At 69.1% G+C, this 22064-nt stretch carries 26 protein-coding genes and 1 tRNA gene; 8 read left to right on the top strand and 19 right to left on the bottom strand.

Annotated features, from left to right (window positions below; translation table 11 throughout):
• Positions 1-596: 596 nt before the first annotated feature.
• From ABZ444_RS47295 to ABZ444_RS47265, 7 genes are all read right to left on the bottom strand, one after another.
• Entirely contained in the window at positions 597-1097 is a 501-nt protein-coding gene (locus ABZ444_RS47295; RefSeq protein WP_358010906.1) for a hypothetical protein, read from the bottom strand.
• Positions 1098-1675: 578 nt separating this feature from the next.
• On the bottom strand, positions 1676-1909 hold the full coding sequence (locus ABZ444_RS47290) for a hypothetical protein (RefSeq protein ID WP_358010904.1): 234 nt from the start codon (positions 1907-1909) through the stop codon (positions 1676-1678).
• Entirely contained in the window at positions 1906-2208 is a 303-nt protein-coding gene (locus ABZ444_RS47285) for a hypothetical protein (protein WP_358010902.1), read from the bottom strand. The genes ABZ444_RS47290 and ABZ444_RS47285 overlap by 4 nt, the downstream gene beginning before the upstream one ends.
• A complete protein-coding gene (locus tag ABZ444_RS47280; protein ID WP_358010899.1) occupies positions 2205-2633 on the bottom strand; it encodes a hypothetical protein in 429 nt (142 codons plus the stop codon). The genes ABZ444_RS47285 and ABZ444_RS47280 overlap by 4 nt, the downstream gene beginning before the upstream one ends.
• A 29-nt stretch (positions 2634-2662) precedes the next feature.
• Positions 2663-3316: a hypothetical protein gene (locus ABZ444_RS47275; RefSeq protein ID WP_358010896.1), complete on the bottom strand. Its 654-nt coding sequence runs from the start codon at positions 3314-3316 to the stop codon at positions 2663-2665.
• Between the two features lie 9 nt (positions 3317-3325).
• Positions 3326-5857: a fibronectin type III domain-containing protein gene (locus ABZ444_RS47270; protein WP_358010894.1), complete on the bottom strand. Its 2532-nt coding sequence runs from the start codon at positions 5855-5857 to the stop codon at positions 3326-3328.
• Between the two features lie 18 nt (positions 5858-5875).
• On the bottom strand, positions 5876-6031 hold the full coding sequence (locus tag ABZ444_RS47265) for a hypothetical protein (RefSeq protein ID WP_358010892.1): 156 nt from the start codon (positions 6029-6031) through the stop codon (positions 5876-5878).
• A 192-nt stretch (positions 6032-6223) separates the two neighbouring features.
• Here ABZ444_RS47265 and ABZ444_RS47260 point away from each other — a divergent pair, with 192 nt between their 5' ends.
• The gene (locus tag ABZ444_RS47260; RefSeq protein WP_358010889.1) at positions 6224-6775 is read left to right on the top strand and encodes a hypothetical protein; all 552 of its coding nucleotides are present in this window, start codon (positions 6224-6226) and stop codon (positions 6773-6775) included.
• Between the two features lie 14 nt (positions 6776-6789).
• On the opposite strand, the gene ABZ444_RS47255 is transcribed toward ABZ444_RS47260, so the two are convergent.
• A complete protein-coding gene (locus tag ABZ444_RS47255) occupies positions 6790-7077 on the bottom strand; it encodes a hypothetical protein (protein WP_358010887.1) in 288 nt (95 codons plus the stop codon).
• A 164-nt stretch (positions 7078-7241) separates the two neighbouring features.
• Here ABZ444_RS47255 and ABZ444_RS47250 point away from each other — a divergent pair, with 164 nt between their 5' ends.
• The gene (locus tag ABZ444_RS47250; RefSeq protein WP_358010884.1) at positions 7242-7916 is read left to right on the top strand and encodes a site-specific integrase; all 675 of its coding nucleotides are present in this window, start codon (positions 7242-7244) and stop codon (positions 7914-7916) included.
• 84 nt (positions 7917-8000) lie between these two features.
• Here the strand turns inward: ABZ444_RS47250 and ABZ444_RS47245 are convergent.
• Together ABZ444_RS47245 and ABZ444_RS47240 are read right to left on the bottom strand one after the other, a co-directional pair.
• A tRNA-Ser gene (locus ABZ444_RS47245) sits at positions 8001-8089 on the bottom strand.
• A gap of 164 nt (positions 8090-8253) precedes the next feature.
• Positions 8254-8814 carry a YceI family protein gene (locus ABZ444_RS47240; RefSeq protein ID WP_358010882.1) on the bottom strand — a complete coding sequence of 187 codons (561 nt, stop codon included), beginning with the start codon at positions 8812-8814 and terminating at the stop codon, positions 8254-8256.
• A 94-nt stretch (positions 8815-8908) separates the two neighbouring features.
• Between ABZ444_RS47240 and ABZ444_RS47235 the strand changes: the two genes are divergently transcribed.
• Positions 8909-9400 carry a MarR family transcriptional regulator gene (locus ABZ444_RS47235; protein WP_358010880.1) on the top strand — a complete coding sequence of 164 codons (492 nt, stop codon included), beginning with the start codon at positions 8909-8911 and terminating at the stop codon, positions 9398-9400.
• Between the two features lie 15 nt (positions 9401-9415).
• Here the strand turns inward: ABZ444_RS47235 and ABZ444_RS47230 are convergent, their stop codons facing one another.
• On the bottom strand, positions 9416-9946 hold the full coding sequence (locus ABZ444_RS47230) for a SigE family RNA polymerase sigma factor (RefSeq protein ID WP_358010877.1): 531 nt from the start codon (positions 9944-9946) through the stop codon (positions 9416-9418).
• Between the two features lie 215 nt (positions 9947-10161).
• On the opposite strand from ABZ444_RS47230, the gene ABZ444_RS47225 reads away from it, so the two are divergent.
• Positions 10162-11109, top strand: coding sequence for a hypothetical protein (locus tag ABZ444_RS47225; protein ID WP_358010875.1), 948 nt, complete (start codon positions 10162-10164; stop codon positions 11107-11109).
• 5 nt (positions 11110-11114) lie between these two features.
• Positions 11115-11906: a MauE/DoxX family redox-associated membrane protein gene (locus ABZ444_RS47220; RefSeq protein ID WP_358010873.1), complete on the top strand. Its 792-nt coding sequence runs from the start codon at positions 11115-11117 to the stop codon at positions 11904-11906.
• Positions 11907-12009: 103 nt separating this feature from the next.
• On the opposite strand, the gene ABZ444_RS47215 is transcribed toward ABZ444_RS47220, so the two are convergent.
• Positions 12010-13191: an ATP-binding protein gene (locus ABZ444_RS47215; protein ID WP_357983190.1), complete on the bottom strand. Its 1182-nt coding sequence runs from the start codon at positions 13189-13191 to the stop codon at positions 12010-12012.
• 253 nt (positions 13192-13444) lie between these two features.
• Between ABZ444_RS47215 and ABZ444_RS47210 the strand changes: the two genes are divergently transcribed.
• From ABZ444_RS47210 to ABZ444_RS47200, 3 genes are read left to right on the top strand one after another with little or no spacing between them, the layout of a single operon-like run.
• Positions 13445-13897 carry a SigE family RNA polymerase sigma factor gene (locus ABZ444_RS47210; protein WP_358010872.1) on the top strand — a complete coding sequence of 151 codons (453 nt, stop codon included), beginning with the start codon at positions 13445-13447 and terminating at the stop codon, positions 13895-13897.
• Positions 13894-15078, top strand: a complete 1185-nt coding sequence (locus tag ABZ444_RS47205) for a hypothetical protein (RefSeq protein ID WP_358010870.1) — start codon at positions 13894-13896, stop codon at positions 15076-15078. Before ABZ444_RS47210 ends, ABZ444_RS47205 begins: the two co-directional genes overlap by 4 nt.
• Before the next feature lie 11 nt (positions 15079-15089).
• Positions 15090-15548, top strand: a complete 459-nt coding sequence (locus ABZ444_RS47200; RefSeq protein WP_358010869.1) for a MaoC family dehydratase — start codon at positions 15090-15092, stop codon at positions 15546-15548.
• On the opposite strand, the gene ABZ444_RS47195 is transcribed toward ABZ444_RS47200, so the two are convergent.
• The 7 genes from ABZ444_RS47195 to ABZ444_RS47165 form a co-directional block, all read right to left on the bottom strand.
• On the bottom strand, positions 15549-15758 hold the full coding sequence (locus ABZ444_RS47195) for a hypothetical protein (RefSeq protein WP_352365768.1): 210 nt from the start codon (positions 15756-15758) through the stop codon (positions 15549-15551).
• 32 nt (positions 15759-15790) lie between these two features.
• Positions 15791-17329, bottom strand: coding sequence for a radical SAM protein (locus ABZ444_RS47190; RefSeq protein ID WP_358010868.1), 1539 nt, complete (start codon positions 17327-17329; stop codon positions 15791-15793).
• A complete protein-coding gene (locus ABZ444_RS47185; RefSeq protein ID WP_358010867.1) occupies positions 17326-18057 on the bottom strand; it encodes a prolipoprotein diacylglyceryl transferase family protein in 732 nt (243 codons plus the stop codon). Before ABZ444_RS47185 ends, ABZ444_RS47190 begins: the two co-directional genes overlap by 4 nt.
• 4 nt (positions 18058-18061) lie before the next feature.
• Positions 18062-18352, bottom strand: coding sequence for a hypothetical protein (locus tag ABZ444_RS47180; RefSeq protein WP_358010866.1), 291 nt, complete (start codon positions 18350-18352; stop codon positions 18062-18064).
• Positions 18353-18665: 313 nt separating this feature from the next.
• Complete coding sequence (locus ABZ444_RS47175) at positions 18666-18896, bottom strand: hypothetical protein (RefSeq protein WP_358010864.1); 231 nt, start codon at positions 18894-18896, stop codon at positions 18666-18668.
• Between the two features lie 594 nt (positions 18897-19490).
• Positions 19491-20117: a response regulator transcription factor gene (locus ABZ444_RS47170; protein ID WP_352318130.1), complete on the bottom strand. Its 627-nt coding sequence runs from the start codon at positions 20115-20117 to the stop codon at positions 19491-19493.
• Positions 20114-21826 (bottom strand): histidine kinase, encoded by a 1713-nt coding sequence (locus ABZ444_RS47165; RefSeq protein ID WP_358010863.1) that lies wholly within the window; start codon positions 21824-21826, stop codon positions 20114-20116. Before ABZ444_RS47165 ends, ABZ444_RS47170 begins: the two co-directional genes overlap by 4 nt.
• Between the last annotated feature and the right edge of the window lie 238 nt (positions 21827-22064).

The following is a 22064-nucleotide window of genomic DNA, read 5'->3' as shown; positions in this document are numbered from 1 at the left end:
CGGTGAGGTCTCCACGCGCCATGTTCGATGGCCTACCAGGGCCACCGGCCGTACCGCAGGCAATCCCTCTGATCTCAACTCCGTACAGGCTCTAGAAGAGCCTGCAGTCGGGCTCGTTCTGGGAGACATTCTCTCCGACAAGCTGCCGATGCTCGCGGCCGAAGCGCTAGCAGGCGGAGCAGGCTCGCCTGCGCTGCGCGAGCCGGCGGCCTTGTTCTCCTTTGAGATCCGGGAAGCGCGTGATCTCTTCCGCCGGGCCATGGCCGAGCTGGGCTCGCCAGTCCCTGGCAGCATGGAGGGCAACACAGGCGGGCACCCTGGCCTCCCCGTTCTACGGAGATCCGTAGCCATTGCAGCTACGGCGCCAGGAAAGATCGAAGGCCCTCCCCCCGAGTTCGGGGAGAGGGCCTTTCACCTGCGGAGGGTCGGGGATTTGAACCCCGGATGGTAGTTGCCACCAAACCGCATTAGCAGTTAGAGGCAAGATCGTGTCTTTCCGTCACATGTGGACCAACGTGGTTGGGAAGTCGTCCTGGAACGGGTTGGAGCGCGAGTGACCTGCAACCCGCTTCGGCGTCGATCGTGCTGCCGATGATCTACGTCCGACCAGTCGGCACCTTGTCGGCCCACCCACCCAGTCCTACTTTCAACACCTCTTCGAGCTTTGCCTTCGCGACGCTTTCGGCCAGATCGTCAAGGCACTTACACTGATTGAGGATGCCGGCGACCGTGCAGAAGTAGATTCCCATGATTCGTAGCGCCTGAGCTGACATCGCCAGAACTTCTTCGCCTGGGATCGGGATTTTCTTCGCGTAGTTTCGGAGGATTTCCACCAGGCAGGCCCCTGCCCGGTCAGCGGCGGGCTTGCCCACCAGTGCGTTGGCAACCAGTTCGTGAGCCTGCTCCTTCGCCTCCAGAAGCCTCCGCGCAGCCGCCGCAAGGGGATCACAACCTCGGCGCGTTGACGCCTGAACCTCTACCCAAAGACTCCTGCCGAGAAGATCAGAACCTTCCTTGGCGAGCGTAGCTTGCCAACCTTCCGTCGTTACGTTCGCAGCAATCCGGCGGGCCGCTTCGTCCACAGCGTTGAACGACATACCTGCTTCTGACCGCTGAGGCGTTCTTCCGGCCCGAAGCCCAGTGGCGCGACCTCGGTGATCATCGCAAGGTACACGCCTTCGCCGCCGACACGGCTCTCCTGTCCGTGTTTCCACCGAACCACACAGACCAGCCATGACTCGACCATGAGCGGCGTCTGCCTCTTCACCTAGTGGCCAGGCCGCTACAGTTATTCAACTGACGGTAGTCACATCACGCGTTACTAAGGTAGGCACTCTTCTTGTTGGCCCAGCCGTCTTTGGCGCTGGGTCCTGGCCCGAAGCCGCCGAACTCCAGTTACCCTCAGCTTGCAAATCGGCCTGATCTGCGACGGCCTCGCCCTGCGCGATAGGCGGCGGTGTAGTGCACTTTCACCCCGCGTGTGGAGTTCAGGCGGGTGTTGGAACCGCGCGGGGGGCGGGCACCCCACTTGGCGCGGCTGATCAGGCGCACGAACTCCTCCTTACGGGGACTGCAGGCGGAAGATCTCCGCCTTGACGATGGCGAGCTCGGCGCGCAGCATCGAAACCTGCTCGGCGGGTGCACGGATCTGCCGCTGCTGATCGGCAAGGTCCGTCTACAGTGCCGCGTTCTCGGCCTTGACGGCGTCCCGCTCGGCGAGCAGCCTCGTGCCGGGCTCGAGCTCCAGCGTCAGCGTGGCGTCCCACGGCTGGCCCGCTGAGCCGGCCGAGGCGGTGAAGTCGACAGACAGGCCCGGCAGCGCGCCGCGGGCCTGGCCCTCGCCGACGAACGTGCGCAGGATCGCGCCGGGGCTGATCGCGGAGAAGGGCCGCCTACCCTCGTTCATCATCGGGCCACGTATACGACCAGCTTGTCGAGCATCCAGGCGTAGCCGGGGAGCGTGTAGGAGCGGGCGCCGGACTGGTGCTGATCGGCAAGATCCGTCTTGAGCGCGGCGTTCTCGGCCTTGGTGGCGTCCAGCTCGGTACGCAGCAGGTTGACCACGTGGTCGGCGGTCTCCACGGCCACGCTGTCGCTGCTGCGGTCCAGCTGACGCAGCTCGGAGCGGCGCCGGATCAGGGCGACGACTCCCTGGACGATCGTGCCGCCGGCGGCGACCTGGGCGACCGCGACCTCGCCCCACGTCACGCGCCGTCCTCGCGGTCGAGGGTCATCGCCGCGGCGTGGGCCGCACCGATGATGAGCCGCACCTTGAGCAGGCAGCCCAAGCTCAGCGCCGCGGAGATGATGCCGGCGGCCAGGCCGTGCATGCCGAGGCCCACCACGACCGTGATGGAGTAGAAGGCGTAGCCGCCGCACATCATCCACAGGCCCGGTATCTCCACGGTGCTGCGGTGCCAGAACAGGCCGTAGAGCTTGAGCAGGCCGCCGGCGGCGAACATGGCGCCCCACAGATGGGCGATCGGGCCGGCGGCGTGGCGCAGGCTGTTGGTCATGCCCTGCGAGACGTCATCGCCGATGGCCAGACCCAGCGAGCCGAGCACCACGGCGGCGGCCGCGGCGACGGTGCCGAAGGGGTTGTGCCTGAGCCGCTCGCGACGCGACAGCATCATGGGGCCCGCCTCTCGTCAGAAGATGTCGGTCAGCCGGCCGCGCCCAGGAAGGTCGAGGGCGGCTTGGTGTCGAACGTGGGGGCCGCCAGCTTGTCGGCGTTGGCGCGTACCCAGTCGACGGCCATGCGGCGGCCGCGCACCCGGACCGGGTCGAGCCGTGTCTGGGTCTTGATGGGGGCGAGCGGGTCGGCGGGAGGGGTGCGGCGGGAGCCGACGAACGCCAGCGCGCCGGCGCGGTCCTTGCGGGGGGCATCCTGCAGTTGGACGCGGTGCGCCTTCACAGCGGCGATCCGCTCGAGGTGGGCGGCGCGGCGTTCGGCCTCGGGAACGCCCGGCGTCCAGCAGCCCGGCAAGTCGCGGATCGCCTCCAGGATTTTGGCGGCCACAAGGTCCTGGCGGGCGAACGGGTCGGCCAGGTCGGGGATGTACGGCTCGTACAGGATGACCTCCAGCAGGCCGTCGACGTCGTCGGGGTCGAACCCGTACTCGGCCGCGCGCCACTCGAACGCGCTGTGCGGGAAGGCGTGCTGGGCGTGCAGGTTGGTGGTCGGCTGCACCTGGTAGACGCACCACAGCGGCTCGGCGCCGTCGGCTGCCGGCGGTCCGGCCGTGACGCCGCCCGGGTGCAGGTCGGTGTGGGTGTAGGCGAGCTCGGCGTCCCAGAGCTGCATGATGTCGGGCATGGTGCTCCTTCAGTGCCGGTGAGACCACCAGTAGGCGGCGTAGCCGTCGACGAACGACGTGTTGATCCGGAAGCTGGTCTGCAGGCTCTCGGTGACGTACCAGGATCCGGATGGGTTGTGCGTGGACGGGCTCGACAGGCCGCGGCGGATCACGCAGACGGGCCCCATGTTGCCGCTCATGGTCGCCCCGTATGACACCACGCGGGTGTTCGGGGCGGCCCCGGTGGAGGGGAAGACCAGCGATCCGGCCAGGATGCCGGCGGTGCTGCCCAGCACCGTGAAATCCCACCATTTGCCCACGTGCCGGGTGCGGCCGCTGTTGTCGAACCAGAAGTACTGTTCGGTCGAGGCGTCCTTGAAGTAGCCGTACCTGGCGTAGCTCTCGGCCAGCTCCATGAGGCCGCCGTTGGGGTTGGCCAGGCCGGCGTCTCTCACCTGCATCTGCATGAAGCCGGCGGCGATCGTGGTCTGGCTGGCGGCGGTCGCGCCGCTGTTGGTGCCGCTGGTGATCTCGAACGTCGCCTCGGACGGGAACTGGTCGTCCCTGGTGCGCAGGCGGGTGTAGTTGCTGCCGGCCGCGGCGGGGATGAACCGCATCTCCGGATAGGTGGCGCCGGGCGGCGCGAACTCCAGTCGACGGCCGGTCGCCGCCGTCCTGATGAAGACGCCTGTGATCGTCTTGCCGTCGATGGCGTCGGCCGACAGCTTCACCGCGGTGACCGCCCCGGCCGCGATCTTGTCGGCCTCGACGGCGTTGGCCTGCAGGTGGCCGGTGGCGATCGCGTTCGCCTGGATCAGCCCGCCGGTGATGGTGTTGGCGACGACCTTGTCCGAGGCGGTGATGGACCCGTCGACGATGTTCGCGCCGTTGATGATCTCGCCGATGATGTCGGTGTTCACCAGCGGCTGGGTGGCGATGCTGGCCGTGCCGGACGGCGCCGACTCGTCGCCGCGCCGGTCGACGGAGGTGAAGCGGAACCACCTGGTGGCGTTGTACGGCTGGTCGGCGATGAGCGCCGCCCCGGCCGCGCGCAGGTGGTCGACGAGCGTCCACGGGCCGGCGGCCGCGGTGGCCATCCACACCTTGACGCGGTCGAAGTCGGACGGCATCGGCACGGCGCCGGCGCCCAGCCCGTCCCAGGCCACCTCGATCACGCCCAGCCGCGTCGACAGCGCCGGGTCGGTGGGCACGGGCGGCGGGGTGACGTTTTCGGGGATCAGCGAGACGAACTGGGCGGAGAACTCGCCCGGCACGCCCTGGGCGGTGGCGCGGACCTTGAAGGCGTAAGTGACGCCCACCGACAGCGGGCTGTAGGTCGCGGTGGTGTCGCTGGCCTGCGTGCGGGCGATCATCCGCCACACCTCGCCCACGGAGTTGACCCGGGCGAACAGCTCGTAGCCGTCGATGTCCAGGCTGACGCCGTTGACGTCCTGGCTCACCGGTGACCAGGTGGCGGTGATCTGACCGCGGGCGAACCCGTGCTCGTCGACGTAAGCCAGCGGGCTGACGATGAGCCCGGCCGGTGCGGCCGGCACGCGGCCGCCGGTCTCAGGCGCCGGCTCGCCGCCGGATCCGCCCGTGGCAACGCCGCCGCCGAGGATGCCGGCCATGCGGCGGGCCAACTTCAGGTCGGCCTCGAGGAACCTGTCGTTCAGGACCACGTTGCCGGCCAGCTCGCCGCTCTGGTCCTTGGCGAGGGTGATCTGCCGGACGCGGAGCGACTGCATGACGGCGCCGTCGCCGGGGGCGAGCACGTGTGATCCGGGCGCGTAGTCGGCCCACGGCAGCCAGCGCGCCTCATACAGGGTGATGCCGCGGGTGATCTGCACGCGCTCGCGGCTGGTGCGCTCAAGCGCGGCCTGGCCGAGCAGCTGCGCGGTCCCGGAGTCGGAGACGCCGCCCTGCTGCTGGTGGGCCTCCCAGCGGCCCCACGGGGTGAGCGCGGAGGGGTTGGTGACCTCGAGCGAGAACCCGTCTTCGCCCTCGATGAGGATGGCGCTGGCCAGCTCCTCGAGAGTGCCCTCGTCGGGCGCCTCGACGACGTCGCGGCCGAGCCGTAGGTCGACGGGCGCGGGCCCGGACGCGAGGTCCTCGGCCAGGGCGGTGCCCTCGTTCCAGACGCGCAGGGTGCGGCCCTGCATCGCCCAGTCGACGATGCCCTGCTCGGCCAGGTTGATGAGGATGGCCAGCAGTCTCGTGCCGGGTTCGAGCTCGAGCGTCAGCGTGGCGTCCCATGGCTGGCCGGCCGAGTCGGCCGAGGCGGTGAAGTCGACGGCCAGGCCGGGCAGCGCGCTGCGGGCCTGGCCCTCGCCGACGAACGTGCGCAGGATCGCGCTGGGGCTGATCGCGGAGAAGGGTCGCTTGCCCTCGTTCATCACCGGGCCCGCGTACAAGATCAGCTTGTCAAGCATCCAGGCGTAGCCCGGCAGCGTGTAGGAGTGGGCGCCGGACTGATCGGAGGCGTCGCCCGAGCGCCTGATGCGCAGGAACCGCGAGTTCAGCGGCTCGGTCCCGGGCCCACCGTTGACGCTGTACTCCACAGCGACCTCGCAGGGCGTCTACAGCCGCTCGGCGCCGAGCGCGTGCTGGCTGTAGGCGAGCGTCAGCGATGAGGTGTCGTTCAGCGGCCAGCCCACCTCGTACGAGAGCGGGGTGGGGAGGAGGCCAGCTGCGCTGGCGTTTGGCTGGTAGGCGACGAGCCGCAGGTCGTACATAACTCTCCCACTTCGGTTCAGTTGAACTGCGACGAGTGGTTGTCATGCACGGAAAGGACCATCAACGCTTCTAGGTCTAGTCAACAATCGCCAAACCGTGACAGCGCGAGCCGTCCCACACTCCCAAAACCATGGATCATGGAGATTTGCAGAAGCAAGTTAAAGACATCGAAAGTACGGTAGCCCGAAGCCATGAATTCAAGGAATGACGAAGACGAAGATTGGGCAGAGCGATTCATAAGAAACGTCCTCTATCCCGTCGTTGCTCTAGCGGCCCCCATTTTGCTGTTCGTCATTTTGATATACCTTGTCTTTGCGGCCTATGGGCACGGCGTCGCCGCTGGAATCAGAAGCACAGTGGGAGCACTGATACCCGCGATTGTGCTGATATTCATGGTCAAGATTTACGGGAACGGCGAGAGTCGGCGCGAGAATAGATCCCGCTTTTGGAATCGTTCCCCCTGGCTCTACCTAATCGCCTTTTTCGTAGTGACAATTGTCATACTGAGGCTGCTAACAGGGAGCGGCACTGCGAACGAGTTCGCGGCGCCGGTCGCCGCACTAGGCATCAAGTCTCCGGTCCCAGTCGTAGAGCTTGTCTATTCCGCCGCCCTATGTCTCATTATTTTCAGTCGACTCAGGATTCGAGACAATAAGCGTAAGGCATCAATTTCGCTGGGCGTAGTCCTCGGAGCTCTCTTTTACGTCCTTCTATATGGCGTACCGGAAATTGCCGCCCCCTAGTACTCCAGCCGCACTTATCGATCTTTGAGCTGTTGTCGCTGGTAGTGGCTTCGTCGGGCGCGGGCTTGGTGGCGTCGTCGCCAGCGTGACCAGTGCAGGGTGTGGGACCGGCTGGCGGGTGGCCGGGTCAGCAGGGCGAAGAGCCGGCGGATCTCGTTCGCGGACATCTCGATGAGCGGGCCGGTGCCGGCCGGTGGGGTGGGTGTGGCGCCGAGGGCTGCACGGGTCACGGCCAGGAAGGCCAGGGCGAGCATGGCGAGGGTGATGTAGCGATACCAGGCGGGATAGAGGGACAAGGTCACCCGGAACGTGGCCACCCTCGTGGAGGCGCCCACAGCAGCGGAAACCGAGATCGAGCCACTGACGCGCGAAGAGGCTCGCCGCATCCTCGACGTCGCCAGGACCAAGAGGAACGGCACCCGCTGGTCGGTCGCTCTGCCGCTCGGCATCCGCCAGGGCGAGGCCCTTGGGCTTCGACATGGACACGGGCGAGATCCGCGCCTGGTTCCAGGTGCAGCGCCAGGAGTGGCGGCACGGCTGCGACGACCCGCACGCCTGCGGCGAGAAGTGGCACCGTCGGCCGTGCCACAAGAAGTGCAAGATCCACGGTCATCGGCCGAGCTGCAAGCCGGACTGCACCCAAGCAGGCCACGTCTGTTACAAGCGGCCCTGCCTCAAGGACTGCACCGGCCACGCCGACAAGTGCCCCAAGCGGACGGGCGGCGGCCTGGTCTTCCGGCAACGAAAGGGCAAGAGCAAGCTCACTCTCCAGTGCCCACCTGAACTCCTCGCTCAGCTCAAGGCACACCGCGAGGTCCAAGACGCCGAGCGGGAGCGGGCGGGAGACCGCTGGGAGGATCACGACCTGGTGTTCACGACCAAGCACGGCACACCGATCGAGCGCACCGAGGACTGGAAGGCGTGGAAGGCCATCCTCAAGCAGGCCGGCGTGCGCGACGTTCGGGTCCACGACGCCCGCCACACCGCCGCGACACTCCTCATCGAGCAGGGTGTGAACATTCGCGTCGTACAACAGGTTCTTGGCCACACCCGCGTGACGACCACAGAGCGCTACACCCACGTATCCACACCACTGATGCGCGATGCAGGGGAACGGCTCGCCTCAGTCCTCTGGGGATAGCCGTTGCAACTAGGACTGCAACTATGACGCCCCAGAAGATCGAAAGGCCCTCCCCCCGAGTTCGGGGAGAGGGCCTTTCACCTGCGGAGGATCGGGGATTTGAACCCCGGATGGTGTTGCCACCAAACCGCATTAGCAGTGCGGCGCCATAGACCTGACTAGGCGAATCCTCCTGGAAGCCATCGCGGCTCAGCACAGCGTACCGGCCTTCTGGCGAGGCGGCAAAGCGGTTGCGCGTCGCGCCTTCGCCAAGAGTTATCAACAGCCTGTGGGTAACCACCTGTGGATGAAGCCCGCCCCATGGCAGGGCGGGCTTCCGGGTTGTGGACAACCCAGCTCAGGCGGGGTTCGCCTCGCCCTCGATCTCGATCTTGACCTTCTTGCCCACGAGCACACCGCCGGCCTCCAGGGTCTGGTTCCAGGTCAGGCCGAACTCCTCGCGGTCGAACTCGGTGTTGATGGAGAAGCCCCAGACCGAGGCGCCCCAGGGGTTGGTGCCGGCGCCGCCGTACTCGACCGTGAGCTCGACCTCCTTGGTGACGTCGCGGATGGTCAGGTCGCCGACGACGGTGAACTCGTCGCCGGAGTGGCCGACCACGCGGGTGCTGCGGAAGGTGATCTCGGGGAACTTGTCCACGGCGAGGAAGTCGTCGCTGCGCAGGTGACCGTCGCGGTCGCCGACGCCGGTGTCGATGCTGGCGGTCTTGATCGTCAGCTCGGCCGTGGACTCCAGCGGGTTCTCCGCGATCGTCACGGTGCCGCTGAAGTCGCCGAAGCGGCCGCGGACCTTGCTCACCATCATGTGCTTGACCACGAACCCGATGCGGGTGTGGGCCACGTCGAGGTTGTACGTGCCGGCGGCGGGGATGGTCAGGGACTCCCAGGTGCGGGTGCTCATCGGGTTCTCCTTGGGAACGTTGCTGTGCGGATATCTGCGGCAACAAATGTCTACACGAGGAATATTCCGCAAGTCAACTAACGTCGGTTAAGGTATGGACGTGAAGCACATCGATGACCCCAGGCTGACGGCGATGGGCCTGCTCGCCGAGGTTCACGCAGGCCTGACAGCCCGGATGCAACCCGTCTTCAGCACGGCGGGCCTGTCGGGCATCGACTTCGAGACCGTCATCCGCCTGGCACGATCACCGCGGCAGGCGCTGCGAATGACCGACCTGGCCGCCCAGACGGGCCTGTCCACGAGCGGCGTGACCAGGGTCGTCGACCGCCTCGAACGCGAGGGCCTGGTGACCAGGCAGGCGTGCGCCACCGACCGCAGGGCATCCTACGCCGCGCTCACCGACGAGGGGCGCGAACGGCTGGCGAGCGTCCTCCCCCAACACCTTCAGGACATCGAGGACACCTTCACCGGCCTCCTGAGCCAGGACGAGCTCGCCGCGTTCCTGCAGACGCTCCGCAAGATCAGAGACGTCGTCCGCCCCTGCGCGACCGCCGGCGCCGAGGAGACCACCCCGTCGCTCAACTGATCCCTTGGAGCGATCCTACGAAGACGCCTCCGGCACCCCCGGGCCCCCCGCCTCCGAGGAGATCCCCAAGGCGCTCCTGAGCTTGCCCATCGCCCGTGACACCGTGCTCTTGACCGTGCCGACGCTGATCCCGAGCGTCCTGGCGATCTCCGGCTCGGTCATGTCCTCGTAGTACCGCAGCACGATCGCGGCCCGCATACGTTCGGGCAGCCCCTCCAGCGCCTGTTCCAGCAGCTCGTGCACCTCCCCGCAGGCCGGCGGGTCGGCCGTGGCGACCTCGGGCAGTTCGTCCGACGGGTACTCCTCCAGCTTGCGCCGCCGCCACTGCGAGATGTTGATGTTGACCATCGCCCGGCGGACGTACCCGTCCAGCGCCCCGCGGTCCTCGATCTTGCCCCACGCCAGGTACGTCTTGGCCAGGGCGCTCTGCAACAGGTCCTCCGCGTCCAGCGGATGTCCGGTGAGCTGACGGGCGGCGCGCAGCAGCGCAGGACCGCGGGCCATGACGTACTCGCGGAACTCCTCTTCCCACCCGGTGGTCTGCATCGTGGCCAGAATCGCAGCCTGATGCCCTTTTGTGACTGAGCCACAATTCAGGTTTCGGCCCGACGAAGACAAAGGTCAGTCAAGGTCGGTGGCAGATTGTTCGAAGGCGGGTGTCAACTACCTTCCCCGGGGATGCGTATTTTGCTCCCATCTGTTCGCCGCGGCACGAGCCGCTCCGGAGTCATGTGAACCTAGTACCTGACGAGGGAGGGCGGATGGGCTATCCGAACGTCGAGCGCCGCAGACTGCTCGCGGCCGCCGCGCTGGGCCGCGCCCCGGGCATCGCCGGCCCCGACCCGGCCGACGGCGCGCCTTTATGCGCCGTCACCGGCGAGATCCTTGACGTGAGCCCCCATCTCATCGCCATCGAGACCCTAGAGGGCGCCGAGGAGCGGCTGGTGATCGCCCCCTGGGCCACGGCCTGGCACGGCTCGGAGATCGCGCCCGCCGACCTCCCGGTGGGCTCCATGGTGCTCATGCGCACGTTGCGCGAAGGCCGCGTGGTCGAGCGGATCTGGGCCGACACCACCCGCCTCACCGGCACGATCGTCTCGATCGAGGGGCGCACGGAGCTGACGGTCGAGCTCGACTGCGGTCCCCATCGCGGCCCCCGCACGATCGTCATCCCCTACCCGGCCACCGGACGGCTGCAGGTGCGGCATCCGAAGTTCGAGCCGGGTTACCTGTTCGACGCGATCGGGATCAGGCGCGACGGCTCCGCCCTGGCGCTGCTGCCGGCGACCTCGCAGCCCGCCCACCGGTCGGGCAGCGTCCCGGCTCCGCCGCCGGCCTACGCCGGGGCGCAGGCGCGCATCTCCGGCACCGCCACCTGGTCCGACGCGTTCGACGAGGAGGAGCGCGGCGCGGCGTACCCGATGCTGGAGCGCGTGGACACCGGCTGCCCCGACGCCGGGCTCTCCTGCGCCGGCCTGCCCTACCTCGCCATCGGCTCGCTGCTGCAGATCAGGAACACGTGCGCCGGCCGCACGGCCAACCTGCCGGTGGTCGCCTGCGGATGCCTGGCCGGGCGGTTCTGCGACCGCTGTGTCGAGTGCGAGACCTCGCCGCGCGGCCGCGTCGCCGAGCTGTCGCCCGCCTCGTTCGTCGAGCTGGGCGGCGAGTTGATCAAAGGCTGCTTCAACGCTCAGATCGGATTGGGGTGACGGGCGTGCTGGAATCGCAGATGCCGATCCTGATCGTGCTGCTGGTCATGGGCAGCGGCGCGAAGGTGGTCACGGTCCGCGCGGGCGGGGAGCCGGGCGCCCTGTCCAGGCTGGGCCCGGCCGTGCTCATGCCGGGCCGTATGCAGGCGCCCTCGCTGCTGGTCTGCGCGGCGGGCGAGCTGGTGCTCGCCGGCGGGCTGCTGGCCACCACCGCACCGATCTTCAGGTGGGGGACGGTCTGCTTCTTCGCTTTGTCCACGTACGTGCTGATCGAGCTGCGCAGGCGGCGTCCTGACGCGGGCTGCGGCTGCTTCGGCGAGGTCAGCTCGGCGCCGGTCGGCATGCGCTCGATCGGCCGGACGGTCGTGCTGACCGGGATGTCGGCGTTGTCGGTGGCCGCGCCGGCGTCGGGCTGGGCGGCGATGACCCACCCGACCTGGTTCACGGCCGCGGGGGTGACGGTGATCGCGCTGCTCTCCCCCGAGATCGAGGAGCTGATCGATCGGGTACGGTACCGCGCCCCCTGCGAGCAGCGCCCCGGCCCCGCCGAGCAGGTGATGCTCTCCAGGCTCAGGTCAAGCGGCCCGTGGCGGACGTACCAGGAGGCGCTGGCCTCGCCCGAACCGTACGACAGCTGGCGCGAGCTGTGCTGGCGCTTCTTCGTCTTCACCGGCCGCGACCACGACGACGTGGTCTTCGCGGTCTACCTGAGCGGACGGCGTCCGGCGGTGCGCGCGGCGGTCGTGAGCAGCGACGACAGCGACTCTCTGCCGGAATATACGTCAGTATCGGCGTAGCGCTAGAGAGCCCTAGATTTCTCTATCCGGGCATGGCGATACAGCTCTATTGGGCTGTCTAGCTTCCCCACTAGACAGCCCAATAGAGGTCTAGGGGCGGCGCTCAAATGGGTTGAGCCCGCAGGAACCTTCCGAAGTGCGGCACCGTGAACGCGATCAGACCGCGTTCGGCGCTGTAGATGAGCCCTTTCTTGATCAGACTGTCGCGGGCGGGCGAAAGGCTGGACGGCTTCCGCCCGAGGGCGTCGGCCACGTCGGCGGTGGCGACCGGCTCGTCGCCGATCTGGGCCATGGCGTGCATGTAGTCGCGCTCGGCGGGGGTGGCCCGCTCGTAGCGGCTGCCGAAGAAGCCCACGGCGAGCTCCTCCTCGGCCTCGGGCGCGGAGACCTTGACGTCGTCGAGGGTGATCGGGCTGCGCAGCGCGAGGTCCCAGGCGACCTTGCCGTACGCCTGGACGAAGTAGGGATAGCCGTCGGCGGCCTCGTAGAGCGCGTCGAGGGCCTCCTGGGTGAACTCGACCTTCTCCTCCCGCGCGGGCAGGATCAGCGCCATGTCGGCCGCCTCACGGTCGAGCTTGTCGATGCGCGCGTAGCGGAAGAGCCGTTCGGAATAGCTCTTGCTGGCCGACAGCACGCTCGGCAGGTGCGGCAGCCCCGCGCCCACCACGATCAGCGGCCCGCCCGACTGGGACAGCTCGTGGCAGGCGGCGCAGAGCGCGGAGACGTCGGCGGACTGCACGTCCTGCATCTCGTCGATGAACAGCGCGATGCCCACGCCGAGGTCGGTCGCCACGCCGGCGGCGTCGACGAACAGCTCGGTGAGGTCGATCTCCAGGTCGCCCGAGTCGGCGCGCCCGCGGCTGGCGGGCACCTCGATGCCGGGCGACCAGTGGGAGGTGCCCTTGGCCGCGGACGGGTCGCGCATCGCGAACGCCTTCAGCACGCCGAGGAACTCCTCGATGCGCTCGGGCGCGCGGTGGCGCGGCGCCAGCTCGCGGATGGCCATGTGCAGGGCGGCCGCCACGGGACGCCGGATCGACTGGTCGGGCCGGGCCTCGATCTTGCCCGTGCCCCACAGCCGCTGCATGGCCATGGACTTGAACGTGTTGAGCAGGACGGTCTTGCCGACGCCGCGCAGGCCGGTGACGACCATGCTGCGCTCGGGGCGGCCTCGGGCGACCCGCTCCAGCACCACTTCGAACTGCTGCAGCTCACGGTCACGCCCGGCCAGCTCCGGCGGACGCTGCCCGGCGCCGGGGGCGTAGGGATTGCGCACAGGGTCCACGCTCTCGGACTTTATTGCCGGATATAGCGGCCGTCTTAGATTTGGGAAGAAAGTGCTACGGCGTGTCCGAGCAGGAGCCGTGGCGAGCATCGTCATCGGACACACCCCCTCTCACCAGGCCGAACCCTTGTTCGATTTCGATACCCAGAACTGTAGCGCGGACTCGAACATGCATGCGATGGTTTCGAGTAAAAGATCTTTGCAACAGTCCGGGACGCCCGAGCGTCTGGGTGTTGTGGAGTTCGAGGAGTTCGTGCAAGCGCGTGGCGCCGCCCTGCTCAGGTACGGATACGTGCTTACCGGAAATCCCGACGACGCCGCCGACCTCGTGCAGGAGGCGCTGCTCAAGCTGGGCGACACCTGGCGCAAGGTGCGCAACAAGGACAACCCGGAGTCCTACGTGCGCACGATCATGACCCGCCAGCACGTGAGCTGGTGGCGCCGGCGGCGCAGGGAGCAGCTCACGGACGAGGTGCCAGAGGGGGCCTACACCGACAGCCACTCCTCCGGCGAGCTGTGGCGGGAGCTGGCGACGCTGCCGCGCAGGCAGCGGGTGGTCCTGGTGCTGCGGTACTACGAGGACCTGTCGGACCAGGAGATCGCCGACATCCTCGGCATCTCCCGCGGAACCGTTCGCAGCCAGGCGTCGCGCGCGCTGCACACGTTGAGGATCCGGCCGGCACTGCTGGAGAGGGAGCGGGCATGAGGACCGAGAAGGACCTGACCGAGACGCTTCGTACCGCGGCGGACCACGCACCGGAGCCGGGCGGGCTGCTCGCCGGGGTGGAGGTGCAGCGGCGGCGCAGGCTGAGGCGGCGTACCCGGGGGCTGGCCGTCGCGACGGCGGTGGCGGCCGTGCTCGCGACCGGCACGGTCATGGCGGCGAACGGACGGCAGGCAGCCGCGCCGTCCCCGGCGGCGCGGCCCTTCCCGCAGGCGGCGGCCGCGCCCCTGGAGCGGGTGTGGCCGGGGGCCGTCGTCACGATGCCCACCATGCGGGCCGACGGCCTGCGCCGCGTCCCGGTCACCGCGCTCGACGCCGCCCGGATCCTGGCCGTCGCCGGGCCCAAGGACGACACGATCCGCGCGATCGAGGTCTACGACGCCACCACCCGGACGTTCCGCGAGATCGCCGCCATATCGGTGCCGCCGGGCATGAGGACCTACCGCCCCCAGCCGCCGGCGCTGGACGGGCTGAACCTCGCCTGGCACGTGAACGCCGTACGGAAGGACGGCACGGAGGTGCGCGAGATCTGGACGGTCCCCCTCGACGGCGGCGAGCCCCGGCAGGTCGCCGCGATGACGGGAGAGCACCTGCGGATCGAGCGCATCGCCCTCGACGGCGACCGGATCATCTGGTCGGAACGGACCGGCGGCGTGTGGTGGATGCCGCTCGCGGGCGGCACCCCCAAGCGCATTCCGGGCAGCGAGGGCCTGCACCTCGTCAAATGGCCGTGGGCGAGCGACATCGCCGACCGCGAGGACCGGAACCAGGCCAGGGTCGTGAACCTGTCGACCGGCCGCCCCTCCACCACGGACGTCGTCGCGCCCCTGGGCGTCCTGAGGCTGCGCTGCGGCCCGTCCTGGTGTCAGGGCGTACGGGGCGGGCGCACGTACCTGCAGCACATCGACGGCAGCGCCGCGGCCGAGCCTCAGGGACTCAGTCTCGTGCCCAGGCTCGGCGACTACCCGCCCCTCGACCGTTTCGTGGTGACCGACAGCGGGGTCTACGACGTGAAGACCGGCACGCTGGCCACGTTCGACCGGCCCGGCATCTGGTACGGGAACTCCATGTCCGCCGAACCGGCCGCGATCGTGTACTGGGCCGACAGGCTGCCCGACGAGTACCGGGTGCTCAACTTGGCAGCCGTCCCGCCCGCGCAATAGCGTTCGTGGCCATGCGGACCTTCGCGAACGTACAGGAACTCAAGGCGGCCGTGGGCGAGACGTTCGGCCCGACCGAGTGGCGCACCGTCACCCAGGAGCAGGTCGACCTCTTCGCCGACGCCACCGACGACCACCAGTGGATCCACGTGGACGTGGAGCGCGCCAAGGAGGGGCCCTTCGGCGGCACGATCGCCCACGGCTACCTGACCCTGTCGCTGCTGCCGACGTTCATGTTCGAGATGGTGCGCGTCGAGAGCATCGCGATGGGCGTCAACTACGGGCTGAACAAGGTCCGCTTCCCCCGCCCGGTGCCCGTGGGCGCGCGGGTCAGGGCCGTGGGCGAGCTCACCGACGTCAAGGGCACCCCGGCCGGCTACCTGGCCAACCTGAAGATGACGATCGAGATCGAGGGCGAGCGCCGGCCCGCCTGCATCGCCGAGTCGCTCAGCCTGTACGTCCCCGCGACCTGATCACCGCAGCGACAGGACGATTCCCACCACCGCGGCGAGCCCGATCAGCCCGAGATAGGCCAGCACGAGCCGGGTGTCCCTGAGCAGGCATTTGCTCCGGGTCAGCCCGGCTCGCCGCGCCTTCCAGTACCCCGCGAACCCCAGCGCCGCGAAGCCGAGCACCGCCCACGGTCCGAGCAGCCAGGCCAGCAGCGCCACGGTGGCGTACACACACAACCGGAGCGGGTCGTACGGCTGGGTCTTCAGAGGATCACCAGCCCCGGCTTGGCGGCCACCGCGGACAGCCGCTGCCGCGAGAGCTGCGGCCAGGCCTGCACGGCGCAGAACGGCGCGCACTGGTCCTGCTCGGCACGCGTGCCGACGTGCACGCAGCACTGCGTGAGCCGCTCCTCGATCATGGTCGAGATGTCCATGAACGGCTTGATCGTGATCCGCACCACCCGCTCGCCCAGCATCCTGCGCAGCTTCCGCCGCCGGCCGGGCAGCGCCGAGGAGGCGAGGGTGAGCAGCGTGGCGACGCCGAGGTCGCAGTTCTCGCAGATGTCCCGCCACAGGTCGCCGATCTGCGGGTGGGACAGTGACGACTGCTCCGACAGCAGCCCGAGCAGCGATTCCTGGACGGCCAGCCGCAGCTCGCGCGGCAGCTCGGTGTCGGCGATGCGGTTGGAGACCAGGCCCAGGTTCGCCTTGAGGCGGTCGTGGCCCATCAGGGCGACCAGCGAGCGCCACTGCTGGGCGTCGTCGCGGATCAGGTAGCCGACCGAGCAGCAGTGGGGGTGCGAGCAGGGCAGGGCGGTCAGGTCGCGCCAGGTCACCAGGCCACCGGTCTGCGGGCCGAGCCGCTTGAGCACGCCGGTGTGGGTGAGCCGGTCGGACGGGTCGATGACGCCCGACCGGCCCGAGCCGAACTGGGGTTGCAGCGACACGCCGCCGACGAACGGCGTGTCGAGCGCGAGGCGCACGACGTCGCCGATCTCGCCGTCGTTGACGCCCAGGGCCGCGGTCATGACCAGGGTCGTGAAGATCTCCCGCTCCGACAGCCGCCGTACGGCCTCCGCCTTGATCCGGCGCAGGTCGCCGCCGCGGTGGTGCTTGGACGCCTCGGCCGACGAGCCGTCGTACTGGAGGTAGACCTCCACCCGGTCGCGGTGCTCGGTGAGCAGGTCGAGCAGCGCGTCGTCCCTGGCGATGAGCACGCCGTTGGTGTTGATCAGGATGCGGGTGACCGGCCGGCTCACCAGCTCGGCGAGGAGGGTCTTCAGCTCGGGGTGGAGCGTGGGCTCGCCGCCGCTCAGCATCAGGACGTCGAGCTTGCCGTTCTCCCTGGCCAGGCGCTGGTCCACGTTCGCCAGTACGTCGGCCACCGGGACGACGCCGGTCAGGTCGGGCGAGCTGTCGGCGAAGCAGGTGGGGCAGCGCAGGTTGCACGCCTCGGCGATGTCCTCCAGGAGGATGCAGGTGTGCTGGGTCTGCATCTCGGGCAGGCCGTTGAGGTACGCGCCGGGGATCGGGGCGAAGTTTCCGGACACGTCAGGGATGTGCTGCTTGGTGGGAGCGGTCCACTCCTCCAGGTAGGAGAGGATCTCCGGATCCTCGTCGTACAGCGTGCGGATCAGGCCGTGTTCGCGGCAGCCGCGTTCCAGCCACACCTTGCCGTCGCGTTCGGCCAGGTAGCCGCTCAGCCGTTCGACCTGGTCGAGGTCCTGGCCGTGGCATTTCGGGCAGAACGCGTTGACGTACCGGAGGATGCGGTCTCCCCGTAGCCCCATCCCTGCGCTCATGTCGTGACCTTCCGTTTGAAAAGGGCATCGTAGTGGCCTCGACGCCAGCCGTACGCGAGCCTGAGCGCGAGCAGCGTCAGGCCGGGGACCAGGAAGCATTGTGGCCCGGTCAGGTCGAGCCACAACGTCTCGTTCGCCCGGGTGAACTCGACCAGGAACCGGAAGACCGCGTATCCGGCGAGATAGAGCGTGAACAGTTCCCCGGGCTCGGTCAGCCGCTTGCGCGCCCACCGCAGCGCGACGAACGCGGCCAGCTGGAAGACGATCTCGTACACGAACGATGGGTGCATGGCCTGGCCCGTCAGACATCCCGGACATTCCGGGGTGGACGCCGGTGCGTGCACCCCCCAGGGCAGGTCCGTGGGCCTGCCGGGGGCCTCGGTCAGGTGACAGCCGATACGGCCGATCGCCATGCCGAGCGCGACCGCCGGGGCGAACAGGTCACCGGTGCGCTCCTTGTAGCCGATGACCTTCTTGGCGACCAGCACACCGACGTACGCCCCGGTCAGGCCGCCGAGGATGCTGCGGGAGCCGTACAGCCAGAGGTCGGCGAGGTCGAGCGTCTCCAGCCAGCCCGCCAGGCGCATGCCGATCGCTCCCCCGACCAGGGCTCCGGTGACGGCGACCAGTGACTGTTCGTTGAGCGCGCCCCTGGCCCTGGCCTCGCGGACGAAGACCACCGAGGCCACCAGGACGCCCAGGCCGACGAATATCTCGTGGTACGGCATGGTGTCAGCCGTACAGGCTGGGGTTGAGACCGGTGCATACTCCGGCCGTCAGCATCGACCACAGTGCCCAGCCGATCGCGAGCCTCAGCCCGAGCCCCCGCGACCACGGCTTGCGGACCAGCCCGAACCCCAGACCGCCGCCCAGGCCGACGAGGGCCAGCAGCACCGCGGCGGCGATCACGACCCCTCTGTTCGTGCCGTTGATGGCGGAGAAGAAGGCGAAGAAACCCACGATGCCGTTGAGGGCGGTGTAGGTGAACATGCCGACGACCAGCATCGCGCCGAGAAGCATCATGGAGTTGCGGCTGCCGGGCGGTGGTGATGGTGGTGGCGGTGGTGGAGCTGTCGACGGCAACGGTCGCGGCGGTGCCGCCGGGGGCGGTTGCGAGTTCACCGCCCCCAATTGTGACGGCGGCGGTGGCAACGATCCCGGCTGCGACGGCGGGGGCGGTGGCAACGGTCCCGGCTGCGACGGCGGCGGTGGCCATGGTGGTGGCCAGTTCTGGTGCGGCCCCTGCGGGCTCTGCGGACCCTGTGGCGGTGGCGTCGTCATCCCGCTACCTCTGGCCGGCAGGGGGTGGTACCTGCCGAGCGATCATTGCCTTCACCTATGCGTACAGGCCGGGGTTCAGCCCCGTGCAATATCCGGCCGAGACGATCGACGCCAGCGACCATCCGATCATCAACCCGAGCCCCAGGCCGAACGACCACGGCTTCCGCAGGACGACCAGCACGATGCCCACGCCGAGGCCCAGGAGCAAGAGGAACCCCGCCGCGACGCCGATCGCCGCCGTGGACTGAATGCTCACCGCGAGCAGCCCGACTACCAGGTTGATCACCAGGTAGGCGAAACTCCCGGCGAACGCCAACGCAACGGTCAGCCCAGGCTGACGGCGCGGCTGCGACGGCCCAGCCGACGGCCCTGACGGAGGCCCTGACGGAGGCCCCGCTGGCGGCCCGAACGGAGGCTGCCCGGAAGGAGGCCCAGGTGGATGCTGCCCGGACGGATGCTGTCCAGGCGGAGGCTGTCCAGGCGGAGGCTGTCCAGGCGGAGGCTGTCCAGGCGGAGGCTGTCCAGGCGGCCCGGACGGATGCTGCCCGGACGGATGCTGCCCGGACGGACGCTGCCCGGACGGACGCTGCCCGGACGGACGCTGCCCGGACGGACGCTGTCCAGGCGGCCCGAACGGAGGCTGCGCGGACGGCTCGGACCAAGGCTGCCCAGGCGCCCCATGTGAACGCTGCTCAGGAGGCTGCCCGGAGGGCGGCTGCCCAGAGGGACGCTGTCCGGATGGAGCCCGCTCGGGGGGCTGCTCCCCGGGTGAAAGCTGGCTGCCGGGCGGCCCAGGAGGACGGTGTCCCGATGGAGGCTGCTCGGGGGGCTGCTCCCCGGGTGGAGGCGGCGGCGTGGTCACGGCGTTCACCCTACGGGGCTAAAGCGACTCTGAGTAGTAAATCGCCGCCTGGACCCGGCTCTTCAGGCCCAGTTTGTTCAGCAGGCGGCTGACGTGCGTCTTCGTAGTGGCCTCGGCCATGTCGAGCTCCTTGGCGATCTCCGCATTGGACAGGCCGCGGCCGATGCAGGCCAGCACCTCACGCTCGCGCGGGGTGAGGGCCTCCGGGTCTGGCGGCTCACGGCGGGGCGGCTGGTCGGCGAAGGCGGCGATCAGCCGTCTGGTGACCCCCGGCGCGATCATCCCCTCGCCGCCAGCCACCAGCCTCACCGCTTCCACCAGGGCGTCGGCCTCGGTGTTCTTGAGCAGGAAACCGGCCGCCCCCGCCCGGAGGGCGCCGAAGACGTACTCGTCGACGTCGAACGTCGTGAGGATCAGGACGTCACTCACCCCCGCCAGCTCCCTGGTGGCGGAGATGCCGTCGAGACGAGGCATGCGGATGTCCATGAGAACGACGTCAGGGCGCAGATCGTGAGCCAACCGCACCGCCTGCTCACCATCGGCAGCCTCACCCACGACCTCGATGTCGTCGGCGCCGTCCAGAATCATCACGATCCCGGCCCGAACGGCCGCATGATCGTCAGCCACCAACACCCTGATGCTCATGCCACTCCCGTTCCGCCATCACCATTCCCGAGACGCTCCCCGTCCCCGCCCCTGGAACGCTCACCATCCTTGAGGCGTTCGCCGCCCCCGTCCCTGAGGCGTACACCGTCACCATTCCTGGGACGTTCGCCGTCACCATTCCTGGGACGTTCGCCGTCACCATTCCTGGGACGTTCGCCATCACCGTCTCTCAGACGCTCCCCGCCACCATTCCTGAAACAGTCGCCGTCACCATCTCTGAGGTGTTCGCCGACGTCACCTGCGCTCTCGTCCACCGGCGCCAACGCTGCCCCTCCGACCGCCCGCCACCGCACGGCCAGCCCATCCACAACCCCAGCCCCAGCCGCCGGCACCGGCACATCCGCACCTCGCCCCCTCGAAGCCCGATCCCCAAAGCCCCGCTCTCCTGGAGCCCGCTCCTCTGATGCACGACCGCTCGACGAAGCCCGCTCCCCAGAAGCACGCACCTCCGAAGGACCGTCACCCGAGGCGCGCCCACCCAGAGCACCATCACCCAAGGCACGCCCACCCGAAGGACGGCCACCTGACGCGCGACCGTTCGGCGGGCGGGTGTCGAGCGACTGTGCGTTGGGGGTGAGCGACGTGGGGAAAGCCGCCGCGATGCGCCACCCATCCCCCGACCGCCCCGCCTCGAAGAACCCCCCGACCAGCGAAGCCCGTTCACGCATGCCGATCAGCCCCGCCCCCGAACCCGGCAGCCGAGCCCCCCGCCGCCCGACCCGGTTCTCGACCGTCAGAAGAACCTCTCCCGGTTCGTACGTCAGCGAGACGACGACCGGCGCCTCACCATGCTTGAGCGCGTTCGTCAGCCCTTCCTGAAGGATGCGATAGCCGGCCAGATCCACCGAAGCCGGCACCTCACGCAGCTCCCCGCCGACCCGCAGCTCGACCGCCATCCCGGCCCGCCGCGTACGCTCGACCAGACTCTCCGCGTCGGCCAGCCGCGGCCGGGTGGCCTCAAGCTCCGGCTCGTCCCCTTCGCGCCCGCCGTTGGCCTCCCGCAGCAGCCCGATCATGTCCCGCATCTCGGCCATGCCCTTGACGCTGTTCTCCCGTACGGACTCCATGACTTTGCGGACCGTCTCCCGATCCAGGTCCTTACGGGACAGAGCAGCCGTCGACTGGATGGCGATGGCGCTGAAATGGTTCGCGATCACGTCATGCAGCTCTCGAGCCATCCGCGTACGCTCGGCCGCGATCGCGGCCTGCCGATCGAGCTCGGCCAGATGCGCGATCTGCTCGGCCCGCGCGCGTTCCGCGGCCGCCCGATCGCGCTGCTCCCGCAGCACCCAGGCCGTGGTGACCGGTGTGACCAGGACCAGCCCCGCCTGGATCCCCATGACGGCCAGCAACCGCCAGTCCGCCGCGATGAACGCCGCCACCGCCCCGCCCACCACGGCCAGCACCGTCGTGATCCCGAGCAGCCACCGAGCGAGCCGCACCGGCCCGTAGAGCGCCGCGGCGTAAAGATTGTCGGTGAACACCAGCACGGTCGCCAGCGACGGCCCCACCAGCCCGTCGATCGTGACGGCCACCACCCCCAGCGCCAGCGACCACAACGGAGCCCGCTGCCGCAGCAACACGGCCGAGCACGTGATCGCCAACGGCACCAGCAGCACCCACACCGGCACGCCGCGGCGCAGGTATCCACCGGCCAGAATCAGCAGCGCCCCCAGAACGAAGGCCACCCCGGCCGCCACCCCGGGCGGCACCCTGCCCTTCTCCTGACCGCCGCCGGAAGCCCCTCGCGCCTCGAACCGCCTCGACCACCGCGAACCCCCGCGCACCCCGGCCCCCCACGGCAGCGGCACCGACCGCCACCACTGTGAAACCGACCGCGTCAAGGCCGGCGGCCAGTCAGCGACCCTACGCACCTGGACCACCCGGCCTACTCCGACCCCGCCCACACCCTGAAGCACCCGAGCC

Origin of the sequence: Nonomuraea sp. NPDC005730, assembly GCF_040630865.1 — a bacterium.
GTDB lineage: Bacteria > Actinomycetota > Actinomycetes > Streptosporangiales > Streptosporangiaceae > Nonomuraea.
Note: the sequence above shows the minus strand (reverse complement) of the source record. Positions and strands in the feature narration are given on the sequence as shown.